The organism is Thermus albus (assembly GCF_022760855.1).
GTDB classification, from domain to species: domain Bacteria; phylum Deinococcota; class Deinococci; order Deinococcales; family Thermaceae; genus Thermus; species Thermus albus.
Genome location: NZ_JAKTNR010000004.1, coordinates 215,270 through 230,054 on the forward strand (window position 1 = coordinate 215,270; position 14,785 = coordinate 230,054).

A 14,785-nucleotide genomic window follows, 5' to 3' on the forward strand; every position below is an offset into this window, starting at 1 on the left:
TCGGGCATGCGCAAAGGTGGAGGCTTTGGTTAGGCTTTGCGGAATCTTTCCCTGAGGACCCTAAGCCGCTGGTGGATGCGTTCTTCCCAGCCTTCCCCCTGGGCTTCAAAGAGGAGGAGGTCCTCGAGGCCCTCGGGCAGGTAGCTTTGGGCGAAGCTTCCCTCCTTGTCCTCGTGGTAATAGGCATATCCTTGGCCATGGCCCAAGGAGCGGGCCAGGGAGGTGGGGGCGTTTCGCAGGTGGAGGGGGACCGGGGCTTCGGGGTGGGCCTGGGCGGCTTCCTGAGCCCTTTCCCAAGCCACATAGAGGCTATTGGACTTGGGGGCCAGGGCCAGGTAGACGGCGGCCTCCACCAAGGCCAGCTCCCCTTCCGGGCTTCCCATGGCCTCGTAGGCCTCCTTGGCCGCCACCGCCAGGCGCAGGGCCAAGGGGTCGGCAAGACCCACATCCTCCACCGCCACCCGGATGAGGCGGCGGGCCAGGTAAAGGGGGTCGGCCCCGGCCTTAAGGAGCCTGGCCAGGTAGTAAAGGGCGGCATCCACGTGGCTTCCCCGGAGGCTTTTGTGCAGGGCGGAGACCAGGTCGTAAAACCAGTCCCCGCCCTTGTCCATGGCGAAACGCTCGGCGCCCAGGGCTTCCCGTACGGTCCTTACGCTTACCTCTCCCAAGGAGGCGGCCAGCTCCAGGGTGTTGAGGGCGAAGCGGGCGTCGCCTGCGGCCGCCTGGGCCAGGAGGTGGAGGGCTTCCTCCTCAAAGGGGGTTCCCGGGAGGCCCCTAGGGTCGTTGAGGGCCTTTTTGAGGAGGGCTAGGAGATCCTCCGGGGAGAGGGGCCTTAAGGGGAAGAAGCGCAGGCGGGAGCGGAGGGCTGGGGTGAGCTCAAAGGCGGGGTTTTCCGCGGTAGCCCCGATTAGGATGAGGAGCCCCGACTCCAGGTGGGGGAGAAGGGCATCCTGCTGGGCCCGATTGAAGCGGTGAACCTCGTCCAGGAAAAGGACCAGACCCCCCTCCTTCCTGGCCCTTTCCACCGCTCCCCTTACCTCCTTAAGCCCGGCCTCCACTGCGGAAAGGGCCAAAAAAGGCTTTCCCACCCCCTCGGCCAGGATCCGGGCCAGGGTGGTCTTGCCCGTGCCCGGGGGACCGAAGAGAACCATGGAGGAAAGCTTCCTTCCCTCCAGCATGCGCCTTAAAAGACCCTTTGGCCCGGTGAGGTGGGGCTGGCCCAGGACCTCGTCCAAGGAGCGGGGTCTAAGGCGCTCGGCCAGGGGTTCCATCCCCTTCATGCTAAGGCGGGCGTAAGGGGAGGCATGGTAGTCTTGGAAGGAGCATGCGCTGGCTTTTCCTCCTGCCGTGGGGCCTTTTCCTTTTGGGGCTTCTTCCCCTGGCCCTGGCCGAGCCCCTGGGCCAGGTGGAGCGGGGGCTTGGGCTTCTGCTTTCCGGTCTTCTCCTGGCAGCTGCCGGAAGCTTGTTTTCCCGCTTCCCCGTGGCCTTTTTCGTGCAGTTCTTCCTGGTCTTGGGTCTGGGGCTTCTTTCCTTTCAACTAGCCTTGGAAAGCGCCTTGGCGGTCACGGCCCTCGAGGCCCAAGGGTACACCGCTTTGGGCGGTGCCCTGGGGGCCTTGGCCCTAGCCATGGCCTTCTTCCTGGGCACGGGGCGGGAGGCACCCCTTTTGCCCGCCCTGGAGGGCATCGGTTCCCAGGAAGACCTGCGCCGCCTGGCCGGGGCCCTGGAAGGCCTAGCCCTAAGGCGCCCCTTGGTGCTGGTTTACCTCTCCACCTCCGCTTCCCCTGAAAGGCTGCAGGCGGAGCTTCGCCGGGGGGATCTGGCCTTCCGCCTGGAGGGGGGGTACCTCTTGGTGCTGCAAGGAAGCCGGCCCGAGGATGCTGCCGGGCTTATGCGGAGGCTTAAGGAGCGGTTTCCCCTCTCCGCCTATGCGGTGGAGCGCTGGCAAGGGGGAAGCTTGGGAAGCGTGCTGGCCCGCCTCGAGGCGGAAGCCCTCCTCCAGTCCTGACCTCGGTGTAAGAAGCGCAGGCTACACCGCTCGCAAGGTGTACCGGTTTTCCCTTTACCTTGGCCCGCTTTGGCCTCCCGCCCCTTACCCTTAGGCTCAGGGAGGTCAAGATGGAACAGGCCAAGGAGATCAGCCAGGCGTGGCAGGAAGCCCTGGAAACCTACGGGGAACGGGAAGAGGAGTAAAGCGTAAAGAGCCAAGAGCCGGGCGTCTAGCCCGGCCTTTTTGTTACACCAGGCGGCTTCGTAGCCAACTGGAGGCGAAATCTATCAGGTTAACCACCAACACGATGGCGATGATGCCGATCACCATTTGGTCGTAGTGGCCGGCGTCCATGGCGCCTTTGATGAAAAAGCCGATGCCCCCAGCCCCCACCAATCCCAAGACGATGGATACCCGGAAGTTGATCTCAAAGCGGTACAAAGTATAGGACACAAGAAGGGGGAGCACCTGGGGTAGGATGGCCCAGCGCAGTACATTGCTCCCGCTTGCTCCTACACTCTCTAAGGCTTCGATAGGCCCTTTGTCCACGTTTTCTATGGCCTCGGAGTAGAGCTTGCCCAGGTCGGCGATGGAGTGAATGGCCATGGCCAGCACTCCGGCAAAAGGACCCAGGCCCACCGCCGCTACCAGGATCAGGGCCAAGATCAAGGTGTCCACCCCACGGTCCACGTTGTAAAAACCGCGCATCAAGTAGAAGAGAAGGCGGAGTACTGGGTTCTGAAAGGTGAGGTTGCGGGCAGCTAGGAAGCTGGTGGGCAGGGCGAAAATAGCGGCCAGCAGGGTACCCACCAGGGCGATCTCCACTGTAAGAAGCATCTCGCTGGCCACGCTTTGAAGCGGGTAGATCCCGCTTTGCGGCTGGGCCAGATTGGGGGGCCAAGCCCGGTCCAGGAAGTTCACCAGGAAGGGCCAGCCCTTGACCAGCTTGGCCAGATCGAATTCCGTGGCGTCAAAGGCGGGGAAGATGCTATAGACCACGAGGGCCAAGACTAGGCCTGTGCGGAGATCATCGGGTTGCGTTAACTGAGGGCGTAGAAGAAGCCATGCCCCTGAGCCCATCATCACACCGAGGAAGAGCAGGAGGGCCACGGCGCCGTAGGTGGGGGATTGGGGTTGCAGTAGGCGGTAGCCTTCCTGGATTACCTCCTGGGGCAGGCGTCCCTCGCTTAGGCCGGTGAGGTCCTGGATGGGCTTTAAGGGTGGAAGTCCGATTTCTTCCCGCACGCGGTTGAGTTCCTGTAGGGCTTGGTTGTAGGCCTGTACCAGGCTTTCTTCTGCTCCGGGCTCAGCGGGGAGGATGAGTTTGTAGTAACCCTCCATCCGGGGAAAGTACGTATGGCCTTGGGGGGAGTTGAGCCAGGCAAAAGCCCCCAGGCTCAGGGTTATACCCAGAGGGAGCCATAGCCCCGCTTGCCTCCTTCGCCAGGCTGCAAGAAGCACAAAGGGAACCAGGAAGCCCAAGGCCACTACCCCCTCCATAAGTCCTGGGAGGGGTTTGAGCCGCACCAGATGGGCAGGGCCCTGGAGGAAGGTGAGGAGGCCCACTAGGGCCAATCCCCCGCCCAGCACCCCTCCAACGCCTGCGGCCCGTCCGCCCAAGTGGGCCAAGACCAGGGCCAAAATGGCTCCCAGGGGAACCAAGGCCAGGTGCGGGGCTGAGGGGAGAAGGGCTAAGAGGGTGGGCCCCAGGGATTCCCGGGAGAGGTAACCTACGGCTTCCACCAGGGGGAAGGTGGGAGTGGCCACCAAAAGGCCTAGGGCCGCGGCCACCAGGTAACGGCGCATGGAACCCCGGCCTAGGCCAAGGAAGCCCGCCAAGACCATACCCAGCAGGAAAAGGGCCAGGCTCATAGAGCCTCCAGGTTGCCCGCGTAGACCATCCGTTCCACCTCGGGGGTCAAGGCCTCCACCGGGCCATCAAAGACCAGCCTTCCCCGGTTGAAAGCCAGGATCCGCCGGGCGTAGCGCCGGGCTAGTTCCAGCACGTGGATGTTAACCAGGACCGTCACCCCCGCTTCCTCGTTGTACTCCTTAAGAATACCCAGGATCACGTCGGAGAGCCGGGGATCCAGGCTGGCCATGGGCTCATCCGCCAGGATCAGCTTGGGTTCCTGGGCCAAGGCGCGGGCGATGGCCACCCGTTGTTGCTGGCCACCGGAGAGCTGGTCGGCGCGGGCTTGCTCCTTGCCCTGAAGGCCCACCCGGCGGATCTGCTCCAGGGCGATGGCGAAATCCTCCTCCCGATAGAGCCCGAGAAGCCCTTTCCAGGTGGGCAAATAGCCCAGGCGCCCGTGGAGAACGTTTTCCAGTACGGAAAGGCGTTGGACCAGGTTGAACTGTTGGAAGATGAAGCCCACTTTGCGGCGGAAGACCTGGAGCTCCTTGCGGGAAAGCCTGGTAACCTCCACCCCTCCCACCCACACTTCACCGGTGGTGGGCTCCACCAGCCGGTTTAAGGTGCGCAGGAAGGTGCTTTTCCCCGCGCCCGAGAGGCCGATGATGGCCACAAAGTCGCCTTGGGGGATGGAAACGCTTACCTCCGAAAGCGCCTGGGTACCATCGGGAAAGACCTTGCTCAGGTTTTTAACCACGATCATGGTTCCTCGTCTTCCCCAAAAAGGCCCCCAGGACCTCCTGGGGGCCAGGAGGACCAGGGCCTCACTTGTCCTGGCCGGAGATGCGCCGGGCCTCGCGCACCACGTCGTAATCGCTGTCTTTGGCCGGAACCATGTAATCAATGCGGTAAAGGTTTTGTAGCAAGGTGCACTTGGGTGCCTGGCACCGCTGGAGGGCGGCGGCGATTCCCTTGGCTAGGTTGGGGTATTTGCTGAGGAACTCCTTGGCCACGGAGAAGGTATCGCCAGGAATGGGCTTGGAGTAGAAGATGGCGGTGATCTGGCGTGCCTCCTCGGGCTTTAGGAACTGGGTCCAGGCCCCGGACTTGTTCTTGTCGTCGTTGGCAAAGGTGGCGGCGGCGTCCACGGATTTGTTGAGGACCGCGAGCACCGCAGCGTCATGTTTCCCGGCAAAAACTTGTTTGGCGAAAAAGGTGTCGGGGTTGATGCCTCGGCTCACCAAAGCTGCCCGGGGAAAGACGTAACCAGCGGCGGAAAGGGGGTCTACCCAGGCGATGGTCTTGCCCTCGAGGTCCTCAATCCTCTTGATCCCGGAGTCCTTGCGCACGATGATGGCCGACCAGTAATAGGGACTGCCGTTGCGTACCGACTTCAGGAGGACCTCCGCCCCCGCTTCCCGGTGGGCCAACACGTAGCCGTCGGGAGGGAAGAAGGCAAACTCCAGCTTGCCCGCCCGCATGGCCTCAATGAGGCCGCGGTACTCGGTGGGGACGAAGATCTCCACCTCTACCGTTCCCTTGAACTCCTTCTCAATGTAGTCGGCGATGGCTTGGGCGGCCGCCTTGAGTTGGTCGGAGTTCTGGGTGGGGTTAAACCCGATGCGTACCTTTACCGGGGCCTGGGCCAGACCCAGGCCAAGGCCCAGGAGGGCCAAAAGGAAGAGCATCAAACGCTTCACGGGCCGATTCTACACCTCCTGCACCCTGTGGCAAGGGGGTTATCTCCCCACCAGGCGCTTGCGTTTTGCGGGGTCCAGGACCTTCTTGTGCAGGCGGAGGCTTTTGGGGGTCACCTCCAAAAGTTCGTCCTCGGCCAGGAACTCCAGGGCTTCCTCCAGGGAAAGCCGCCTTGGAGGGACCAGGCGGATATTCTCGTCGGAGCCTGCGGCCCGGATGTTGGTGAGCTTTTTGGCGGTGGTGACGTTGACGTCCAGGTCATTTTCCCGAACGTGCTCCCCCACGATCATGCCCACGTAGACCTCGGTGCCCGGTTCAATGAAAAACTGCACCCGTTCCTGCAGGCGGTTCAGGCTGTAGGCGGTGGCTACCCCCGCCTCCATGGCCACGGCGCTTCCCGTGGTGCGGGTGGGGATAGGGCCCGCCTCGGGGCCGAAGCCGTGGAAGGTGTGGCCCAAGAGCCCCTCGCCCCCGGTAAGGGAAAGGAAAAGGCTGCGGAAACCGAACAGGGCTCGGGCTGGGATCACGAACTCCGCCCGCACCCGTTCGCCCACCTCCATGTGGACCATTTCCGCCCGGCGGACTCCCAGGGCCTCCATTACGCTTCCGAAGCGGTCCTGAGGTACCTCCACCACCAGAAGCTCATAGGGCTCGAGGCCATCCTTGCTTAAGACCCTGGGTTGGCCCACGCTGAACTCGTACCCTTCCCGGCGCATGGTCTCCAGGAGTATGGCCAGGTGGAGCTCCCCTCGGCCCCGAAGCTCAAAGACCTCGGGACCCACCTCTTCCACCTGGAGGGCCACATTGGTGCGGAGCTCCTTAAGAAGGCGCTCCTTCAGCTTCTGGCCCGTCACGTGCACCCCTTCCCGTCCGGCAAAGGGGGAGGTGTTGGCGGTGAGGGTTAAGGCCACGGTGGGCTCGTCCACCCTAAGGCGGGGAAGGGGCTTTGGGTCTTCAGGATGGGCCAGGGTATCCCCGATCTCTACCCCTTCCATGCCAGCTAAGGCCACGATGTCCCCGGGGAGGCTTTCCGCCACCTCCACCCGCTTCAGGCCCTGGTGGGTGTAGACCGCCGCCACCTTGGCGGAAAGGGCCCGGTCTTCTTTCAAGATGGCCAGGGTTTCTCCCGTGCGCACCCGGCCCCGGGTCACCTTGCCGATGGCCACGCGCCCCAAATAGGGGGAGTGGTCCAGGTTGGCCACCAGGAGCTGGAAAGGGCCCTCCTCCCAGCGGGGAGGGGGGATGTGCTCGAGGATGGCTTGGAAAAGCTCGCTGAGGTCTTCTCTGGGGCTGTTCCGCCAGGCCCGTCCTTCCCGGCCTATGGCGTAGAGATAGGGAAAGTCCAGCTGCTCTTCCGTGGCTCCCAGCTCCACCATGAGGTCAAAGGTAAGGTTCAGCACCTCGTCGGGACGGGCCTCCTTCTTGTCCACCTTATTGAGGACCACAAGGGGCTTTAGCCCCGCTTGCAGGGCCTTTCGCAAGACAAAACGGGTCTGGGGCATGGGGCCTTCGGCGGCATCCACCAGCAGAAGCACCCCATCTACCAGGGAGAGGGCCCGCTCCACCTCCCCGCCGAAGTCGGCATGGCCGGGGGTATCCACGATGTTGATCTTCACCCCGTTCCAGACCACGGCGGTGTTCTTGGCCAATATGGTGATGCCCCGCTCCTTCTCTAGCTCGTAGGAGTCCAGAATCCGCTCCCCCTCTTCCTTGGCCAAAGCCTTGGCCTGGCGGAGCATGGCGTCCACCAGGGTGGTTTTTCCGTGGTCCACGTGGGCGATGATGGCAATGTTCCGAATTTCCATGGGCGCACCAATCCCCCCACTTTACCACGGGAGGGCGCGTAGGATAGGGGTATGGTGGTGGCCACCTTTTCCCTGGTGGCCCAGGACCCGGAAACCGGGGACCTGGGCGTGGCCGTGGCCAGCAAGTTCCTGGCTGTGGGGTCGGTGGTCCCCTTCGCCCGGGCAGGGGTGGGGGCTGTGGCCACCCAATCCTATGCCAACCCCCGCTTTGGACCGCAAGGGCTTGCCCTTTTGGAACAAGGGGCCAGCCCGGAAGGGGTCTTGGAAGCTTTCCGCCGCACCGATCCCCAGCTGGAAAGGCGCCAGTTCGGCCTGGTGACCGCCAAGGGCGAGGCCCTCAGCTTTACCGGGGCGGAGTGCCATCCTTGGGCTGGGGGGATGGGGAAGCGGGGCCTTGCTGTTCAGGGCAACCTTCTGGCTGGTTCCCAGGTGGTGGAGGCCATGGTGGAAACCTTCCTGCGGGAGGAAAGGACACCTTTTCCCGAGAGGCTTCTTTTGGCCCTGAAGGCCGGGGAAGAGGCGGGGGGGGATAAGAGGGGCAAGCAGTCCGCGGCCCTTTTGGTGGTAGGGGAGGGCAAGGGGTATGGGGGGCTTTGGGATCGGTACATAGACCTTCGGGTGGACGACCATCCTGGGCCTGTGGAGGAACTTTTTCGCCTGCTTTCCCTCCACCGCCTTCTCTTTGAAAGGCCCAAGGAGCGCCGCCCTCTTACCCCGGAAGAGGTGCGGTGGTTGCAAGGGGTGCTGCAGAAGCTGGGGCTTTATGCGGGGGAGGTTCAGGGGGAGTTTGATGAGGCCACGGAACGGGCTTTCCTGGCCCTGATAGGTATGGAGAACCTGGAGGAACGGTACCAAGGGGGGCCGGAGGTGGACGAGGGCACCTTGAGCCACCTCAAGAGGAGGTACCCGTGGAGTTAGGTGCGGGAGGTGTGGTGTTTAACCCCAGGGGGGAGGTGCTTCTCCTCCGAGACCGCATGGGCTTCTGGGTCTTCCCCAAAGGGCACCTCGAGCCGGGGGAGTCCTTGGAGGAAGCGGCGGTACGGGAGGTTTGGGAGGAAACGGGGGTGAGGGCAGAGGCCTTAGTCCCCCTTTTCCCCACCCGCTACGTGAACCCTAAGGGGGTGGAGCGGGAGATCCACTGGTTCCTTATGCGGGGGGAAGGCGAACCCCGTTTGGAAAAGGGCATGAGCGGGCTCGGCTGGTTCACCCCAGAGGAGGCCCGAGACCTCCTTTCCTTCCCCGAGGACCTGCGCCTTCTGGAGGTGGCCCTTGAGCGTCTACCGTTTTGAGGAGAAGACTCCAAAGGTACATCCCACCGCCTTCATTGCCCCCGGGGCCTATGTGGTGGGGGAGGTGGAGGTGGGGGAGGGGGCTTCCATCTGGTTTGGTGCGGTGGTCCGGGGGGACCTGGAGCGGGTGGTGGTGGGGCCAGGGAGCAATGTTCAGGATGGAGCCGTGCTTCACGCCGACCCCGGCTTCCCCTGCCTTATAGGCCCAGGGGTCACCGTGGGCCACCGGGCGGTGGTCCATGGGGCGGTGGTGGAGGAAGGAGCCCTGATCGGCATGGGGGCGGTGGTGCTGAACGGGGCCAGGGTGGGGCGGAATGCCGTGGTGGGGGCAGGGGCGGTGGTCCCTCCCGGAATGGAGGTTCCCGAAGGGAAGCTGGCCGTGGGGGTCCCGGCCCGCATCAAAGGGGCGGCGGAGCCTCCGGGAAACGCCCCCCGGTATCGGGCGCTGGCGGAGCGCTACCGCCAGGGGCTTTCCCCCGTGGACCTTCCGAGGCGCTACCGCCTTACCCTGCGGGGCCAGGATGCCCTGAACCCCTTTAGCGAGCTACACCTTCGCTTGAAGCGCAGCCGAAAGGAGGCCCTCGAGGTCCTGAGGCGGGCCTCCCAAGGTTTTCCCCTGGGCCCGGAGGAGGCCCTCCCCTTGGTGGAGGAGGGTTTTCTCTCCCCCGAGTGAGCCCGGGGCTACATAGGCTAGGGAGTCAGGGTGACAAGATGGAACGCAAGATGGTGGAGATAGAGGAAACCGGCCTGGCCTTTGAAACGGAAATGGATTTGGAGCGCTTGCAGCGCCTTGCTGCGGAGTGGCTCCAGGTGATCGGTGAGGACCCTTCCCGTCAGGGTCTCGTTAAAACCCCTGAGCGGGTGGCCAAGGCCTGGGCCTTCCTCACCCGGGGTTACCGGCAGGATCTGAAGGCTATCGTGAACGAAGCCGTATTTCCCGCCGAGGGAAGCGAGATGGTGGTGGTGAAGGGCATAGAGTTCTACTCTATGTGCGAGCACCATCTCTTGCCCTTCTTTGGCCAGGTCCACATCGGCTACATTCCCAACGGGAAGATCCTAGGGCTTTCCAAGTTCGCCCGCATCGTGGACATGTTTGCCCGGAGGCTCCAGGTGCAAGAGCGCCTAGCGGTGCAGATCGCCGAGGCCATCCAGGAGGTCTTAGAGCCCCAGGGCGTGGGCGTAGTGGTGGAAGGGGTTCACCTCTGCATGATGATGCGGGGGGTGGAAAAGCAGCACTCCCGCACCACCACCAGTGCCATGCTGGGGGTTTTCCGGGAAAGTGGGAAGACCCGAGAGGAGTTCCTAAGCCACCTCAAGTGAAACCCCCCTGCCAGGACAGGGGGGCTTGGCCAGGATCTCGTTACTCGGGGTTTTGGGGTGGGGCAGGGACCTCGCAGCCCGGCACCGCCACCTGGGGGGCTATTTGTTCCACCGCGATGGGGATTTCCGCATCCCCTACCCCTTCCACGTGGATTCGCAGAAGGCCGCTTTGGGCTCCTAGCGGCACGCGGAACATCAAGGTGGCTGGGTTTTCGCTCTGGGTGATCTCGGGGTTTTCCGCGGGCAAGCCCGGATCCGGGGGGAATAGGGCATGGTTGGTACCGGCATCCCACTCCGCTTGTGTGCCGAAGGTGTTGCCCTTAAGGGCCATCCAGTCCCCTGCCCGCACGGTACACCCGGACACCACGTCGGGCTGGATGCTTTGAATGCGCAACTTCCCCGTGGTCTTGATGCCTTGAGGAGCCGAGCAGGCTACGAGGGTGAGAAGCAGGAGCCAAGGGATTCTTTTCATGCTACCTCCTTTAGCTCCCCGGAGAGCTAAAAGCTCTCCGGGGGGAAGGTTTTACTCCGAGCAATGACCAGGGCCTATGAGGCCGTTGTTGTAGCTATCCAGGGTAGCGGCGTAGCCCTTGGCCTGGTTGGAGGTGGCCTTGTCCAGGGAATCGCTCGGCTTGTAACTATTAAAGAAGGTTTCTGCCCAGGCCATAGCCGCATCCACCGCAGGGGTGGCGGAGGCCCCGTTGAGGATGTTCAGCTTAGCGGCGATGTACTGGTGGGCCAGGATGTAGTAGGCGCTGCCCTTGGGTGAGGTCCAAAGAACCTGGTAGTGGCTTTGGCCGGACAGGAAGAAGGGGGTGTCCTCACCTATCTTGGCCCAGGTGTTGTCGTAGGGGGCGGGGCCGTAGGTGGAGTGGGTCTTCCAATAGCCCTGGGTAAGGGTACACCCTCCAACACAGGGAACGCTAACGTTAAGGGAGGCCGAGGCGGAGCCCTGGGTTTGGGTGGTGTTGGTGGTGAAGGTGGCGGTGTTGTCCACCTGGTACTCCCCGCAGGCGTCAAACTTAACCCAACGCTCAAAGAAGTAGGTCTGGGAGATGACGCCCTCGGGAGAGATGCCGCTAATGGCGCTGACCAAGGTGGCCGAAGGGTCGCTTACGGTGACGCTACCATCCACCACCGCGCTGGGCGTGGTAAAGGCGAAGCTGGCCTGGCCTGAGGCGGTGCCGCTTTCCCCGCCGCCGCTCCAACTCACCGTGGCGGTGTTGGTGCGGCTTTGCCCGTTGGGCAGGTTTTGGCTGTAGGTGCAGCTTAGCGCTTGGCCTGCGGGTAGGGTGTAGGGAAAGGTGACCCCACAGTTGAGGGCGAGGCTTTCTCCTGTGGAAAGGGTATCGCTGGGGGTTTGCAAGGTGACGTCCACCCCGCCCGTGTTCTTTATGGTGACCGTCCCCTGCACCTTGAAGTCCGAGTCCGTAGGGGTGCCCACCAAGGAGACCGCGTACTTGACCAGGTAGGACTGCCCCGGAGCCAGGGTAAGGCTTCCGCCCGCCGGATCCGTCACCTTCTTCTCCATGGTCCAGCGGTAGGTGCGCTTGAACTCGGGTACCGCCGTCTTTTCCACCGTCACCGAGGCGCCGACCGCCACTTGGGGCTTTACGCCTTGGGGAGCCTGGGAGCAGGCGCCAAGGAGCCCTACTGCTAAAAGAACCGCGTACCAATGCCGCATACTAACCACTCCTTTCCGAATCCTTCTACTTCAATGGTTTGCGCTTTCCGAAGGGATGGTCAGGTCTATCTGGCCCAACCTTTCCCCGTCGGCCAGCACCAAAAGGGTGTGGTGACCGGGGTCTAAGGGTACCTCCCCGGTCCAGGTGTAGCCGTCCGCGCTCTTTAAGGCAAAGCTCTGGCTTTTTTCCGTGAGGACCACTCGATTAGCCCGGAAGCGCAGGGTGATCTTTACCTTAGGACCCTCCAGGGAACTGGGGCTATAGAGGGAGCCAGGTACCACCTGAAGAAACAAGGGGGCTTCAACTTCCTCCTGCCCCTTGGCTCTCACGGCCAGGGTATGAAACCCAGGGGGTAAGGACAGACGTATCCGGGCGGCGTAGTAGTTCCCTTCCTGGTGGGCCAGGGTCACCGGCCCTGAGGGTAGGTCCAGGAAGACCTGCTGGGCTTCGCCCTGGACCAGGGCCTTGATCTCCACCTCGGCCCCGGCGATGGGGGTGGAGGGATCGGCGGTGGCTACCAGACTCAGGCGGTCTGCGGTGTAGGTTACCTCCACCTCCCGCCTGGGCGGGAGAGCCACCACCCGGGTGGCCTTAGGGGGTAGGCTGGGGTCCACCTGAACCTGGAGGGGCTCCCCGCTGCGGTAACCCTCGGGCAGGTACCGGGGATCGGGATATATCCGGTATTCCCCGCGGAAAAGCCCACCGATGAGGGCGCGGCCATTGGTGTCGGTCCGGGTACACCGCTTCACCGGTCCTTCGGCGCACACCCCAGCGAAGGCCAAGCCTTTTTCGCTTTCCCCATCCCACACCTCCACAGCTAGGGTGGTAGCGGGGGCAAAGGGCAAGTTTTTCTCCAACCGGGTGTTTAAGGTAACCTGGACGCGCTCCTCCCCTAGGAGGGCCAGGGTGGCAGGGAGGTTGGCAAAAAAGAGGGTACCCTCGCCAGGGGCGCTGAAAAGGCGATAGCGGCCCTCGGCGTCGGTGGTTTCACAGGTCTTGCCTAGGCAGACCTTTAACCCGGCCAAGGGGGCCTCGCCCGGATCCAGCCGTCCGTTCAGGTTTTCATCCCGGAAGGCCCGGCCCACGATCTCGCCCCCCTTGCGGCCGCCGAAGAGGTCCACCACCTCCTTGGGGGTGGTGAAGGTGAGGGCTTGGGTGTAGGCCAGGCTGAGACCAAAGGCGTGGCGGGCTTCCCCGGATTCCAGGATGAGGGTATAGGAGGCACCCAACGAGAGGCCGGGTTCCAGAAAGTTCCGCTGGAAAAGGGAAAGGCCAAAACGCTGGGTGATGCTTTCCTCAAGGCGGTGCTCGTAGGAAAGGCGGCTTTGCAGGCTCCCGGGCCAGAGCTGGTTCCAGGCGGCTCCGTAGAGGGTGAGGTCCTTGTTCGTGCCCCGCTTGGTCAGATACTGCCCCTCGAGGCTTCCCCCCTCCAGGGCCAAGCGGAGGATTACGCCCCCTTCCAAAAGGGGATCCTCTTGAAAGAGGTAGCGGAAATATCCGGACAGGCTGAGGTCACGGGTGCCCAGGGTAAGGCTGGCCTGGTAGGTTTGGTTCTCCGGCCCTTCCCCGGAAAGCCGCCGATTTAGGCCGTAGCCTAGGCTTAGGCTTCCGCTGTACACCCCGGGTTCGCCAAAGGCGGTGCTGAGGCTCGGCGCCAGGCCGAAGCTCCGGCTTTCCCCCTGCTGGCGGTAGCTTCCCGTGAGGCTCACGAAGGCCCCGGCCACCGGCTGGGCATAAAGGGTGAGCTGGTTTTGCCAAAGCCCCTGGCTGGGCCCCAGCTGGAGGCTGGTGCTTCCGCGAAGGCCCAAAGGGTAAAGGCTCCGTGTGCCCCCCGCCAGGCCCAGGGTGTGGAGGCCCGCCATGGGCACGCCGCCATAGCTTTGCACCAGTTCCAGGTCTTGGGTCTGCCAGGTGAGGCTTTGGCTCAGGCCAAAGGAGAGGCGGTAGGCCTCCCCCGTCTGGCCGCTGAGGTCGGTGCCTAGGCCCAGGCTAAGGCCCCCTTCCAGGGGCAGGCGGTAGCGCAGGCTAAGGTTGTCCTGGCGGCCTGTAGGGGCGGTTTGCGTGGAGAGGGCTCCTTGCAAGTCTAGGCTTTTATCCAGGCTCACCGCGCTGGCCCTTAGGCCCAGGGCCCCTGGGCGGTAGGTGCCCTCGAGGCTCACCCGGGCTGGATCCAGGCGGAAGGTGCTTGCCAGGCCGAAACTCCCTTGTCCCCCTTGGGCCCGGGCCTCCCAGCCTTCCCCCTTGAGGCTTAGCGTCAGGGTCTGGGGTGGGCGCCAGGGGTCTTGCAGGTCCCCGGTAAAGGGGCCCGTGCCGGCAGTGGCGGTCACGTAGTCCGAAAGGGCCCCGCTTAAGCTGGGTAAGAGGAGGTAGCTCACCTGGCCCCGGAGCTGGCCACGCTCCAAAGAAGCCCCCAGGCTTAAGGCCAGGCCCAGGCCCACGGTAAGTTCAGGGTCCCGCCCCCTGGGGCCGCTGGCCGTCAGGGGGTCCTTGAAGAGCACGATGACCCCAGCCTCCTTTCGGGCCCCGGGCTGGGTTTTGGGGGTGGCTCTAAGCTTCATGTAGAAGCGGTAGCCGGCGGAAATCTGCCCCTTAGGGGCTACCAGGACCCTTACTACCCCAGTCTCCCCGGGAGCTAGGCTCAGGCCCGCCGGGTTTAGGAATACCTGGAACATGGCGGCCTCCGCCTCTAGGAACACTTCTTCCCCTTGGTTGGAACGGTTGCTTACGTAAACCGGAAACTCAAAGGGCCCTCCCAGGTCGGCCTCGAGGAGGGTGGGGGCGGAAAGGGCAACTTGGATTAGGGGCAACACCTTTAGCTCCACCTTGGTCCTGGCGATCTCCCTTTCCCCTTCATAGGCCACCACCTGGGCTTTCCCCTGGGTGCCTGCGGGTAAGGGGGGTACCCGGAGGGTGAAGCTTAGGGTTTCCTCCTGGCCCTCCAGCACGGCTTGTCTTTCTTGGGAAAGGGCTTGCCAGCCTTCCGGAGGAAAGAGGCGAAAGCGAACCGACCCCTTTCCCTCCACTTTCAGGCTTAGGGTGAGGTAATCCCCCGGGACTCCGGCAAGGCCAGGCGAGGGGAGGAAGCGCACCTGGGCCCAGGCTAGGCCCAGAAGGAGGGGGAAAAGCGCCAGAAGGGACCTCAT

General features: G+C 63.6%; 14 protein-coding genes. 6 read left to right on the forward strand and 8 right to left on the reverse strand.

Features of this window, described 5'->3' with window-relative positions:
• Positions 1 to 29: 29 nt before the first annotated feature.
• On the reverse strand, positions 30 to 1,280 hold the full coding sequence (locus L0D18_RS06415; protein ID WP_243028044.1) for a replication-associated recombination protein A: 1,251 nt from the start codon (positions 1,278 to 1,280) through the stop codon (positions 30 to 32).
• Positions 1,281 to 1,324: 44 nt separating this feature from the next.
• On the opposite strand from L0D18_RS06415, the gene L0D18_RS06420 reads away from it, so the two are divergent.
• Both L0D18_RS06420 and L0D18_RS11900 read left to right on the forward strand, forming a co-directional pair.
• Complete coding sequence (locus L0D18_RS06420; RefSeq protein WP_243028045.1) at positions 1,325 to 2,008, forward strand: nucleotidyl cyclase domain-containing protein; 684 nt, start codon at positions 1,325 to 1,327, stop codon at positions 2,006 to 2,008.
• A 59-nt stretch (positions 2,009 to 2,067) separates the two neighbouring features.
• Complete coding sequence (locus tag L0D18_RS11900; protein WP_279232236.1) at positions 2,068 to 2,193, forward strand: hypothetical protein; 126 nt, start codon at positions 2,068 to 2,070, stop codon at positions 2,191 to 2,193.
• 43 nt (positions 2,194 to 2,236) lie between these two features.
• Here L0D18_RS11900 and phnE read toward each other — a convergent pair whose 3' ends face one another.
• From phnE to typA, 4 genes are all read right to left on the reverse strand, one after another.
• A complete protein-coding gene (gene phnE / locus L0D18_RS06425) occupies positions 2,237 to 3,862 on the reverse strand; it encodes a phosphonate ABC transporter, permease protein PhnE (protein ID WP_243028046.1) in 1,626 nt (541 codons plus the stop codon).
• The gene (phnC, locus tag L0D18_RS06430; RefSeq protein WP_243028047.1) at positions 3,859 to 4,608 is read right to left on the reverse strand and encodes a phosphonate ABC transporter ATP-binding protein; all 750 of its coding nucleotides are present in this window, start codon (positions 4,606 to 4,608) and stop codon (positions 3,859 to 3,861) included. Before phnC ends, phnE begins: the two co-directional genes overlap by 4 nt.
• Before the next feature lie 61 nt (positions 4,609 to 4,669).
• A complete protein-coding gene (locus L0D18_RS06435; RefSeq protein ID WP_279232260.1) occupies positions 4,670 to 5,533 on the reverse strand; it encodes a phosphate/phosphite/phosphonate ABC transporter substrate-binding protein in 864 nt (287 codons plus the stop codon).
• Between the two features lie 51 nt (positions 5,534 to 5,584).
• Positions 5,585 to 7,348 carry a translational GTPase TypA gene (gene typA, locus L0D18_RS06440; protein WP_243028049.1) on the reverse strand — a complete coding sequence of 588 codons (1,764 nt, stop codon included), beginning with the start codon at positions 7,346 to 7,348 and terminating at the stop codon, positions 5,585 to 5,587.
• A 51-nt stretch (positions 7,349 to 7,399) separates the two neighbouring features.
• On the opposite strand from typA, the gene L0D18_RS06445 reads away from it, so the two are divergent.
• The 4 genes from L0D18_RS06445 to folE are packed head-to-tail and all read left to right on the forward strand — an operon-like array spanning position 7,400 to position 9,957.
• Complete coding sequence (locus tag L0D18_RS06445) at positions 7,400 to 8,266, forward strand: DUF1028 domain-containing protein (protein ID WP_243028050.1); 867 nt, start codon at positions 7,400 to 7,402, stop codon at positions 8,264 to 8,266.
• Positions 8,257 to 8,637, forward strand: a complete 381-nt coding sequence (locus L0D18_RS06450) for an NUDIX hydrolase (RefSeq protein ID WP_243028051.1) — start codon at positions 8,257 to 8,259, stop codon at positions 8,635 to 8,637. Before L0D18_RS06445 ends, L0D18_RS06450 begins: the two co-directional genes overlap by 10 nt.
• Positions 8,618 to 9,310, forward strand: coding sequence for a gamma carbonic anhydrase family protein (locus L0D18_RS06455; RefSeq protein ID WP_243028052.1), 693 nt, complete (start codon positions 8,618 to 8,620; stop codon positions 9,308 to 9,310). Before L0D18_RS06450 ends, L0D18_RS06455 begins: the two co-directional genes overlap by 20 nt.
• A gap of 38 nt (positions 9,311 to 9,348) precedes the next feature.
• Positions 9,349 to 9,957, forward strand: a complete 609-nt coding sequence (folE, locus tag L0D18_RS06460) for a GTP cyclohydrolase I FolE (RefSeq protein WP_243028053.1) — start codon at positions 9,349 to 9,351, stop codon at positions 9,955 to 9,957.
• A 40-nt stretch (positions 9,958 to 9,997) separates the two neighbouring features.
• Here the strand turns inward: folE and L0D18_RS06465 are convergent, their stop codons facing one another.
• Genes L0D18_RS06465 through L0D18_RS06475 form a run of 3 tightly spaced genes read right to left on the reverse strand, consistent with a single transcriptional unit; the run spans position 9,998 to position 14,785 of the window.
• A complete protein-coding gene (locus L0D18_RS06465) occupies positions 9,998 to 10,429 on the reverse strand; it encodes a hypothetical protein (RefSeq protein WP_243028054.1) in 432 nt (143 codons plus the stop codon).
• Between the two features lie 51 nt (positions 10,430 to 10,480).
• Complete coding sequence (locus L0D18_RS06470; protein ID WP_243028055.1) at positions 10,481 to 11,641, reverse strand: hypothetical protein; 1,161 nt, start codon at positions 11,639 to 11,641, stop codon at positions 10,481 to 10,483.
• A 30-nt stretch (positions 11,642 to 11,671) separates the two neighbouring features.
• Positions 11,672 to 14,785, reverse strand: coding sequence for a hypothetical protein (locus L0D18_RS06475; RefSeq protein WP_243028056.1), 3,114 nt, complete (start codon positions 14,783 to 14,785; stop codon positions 11,672 to 11,674).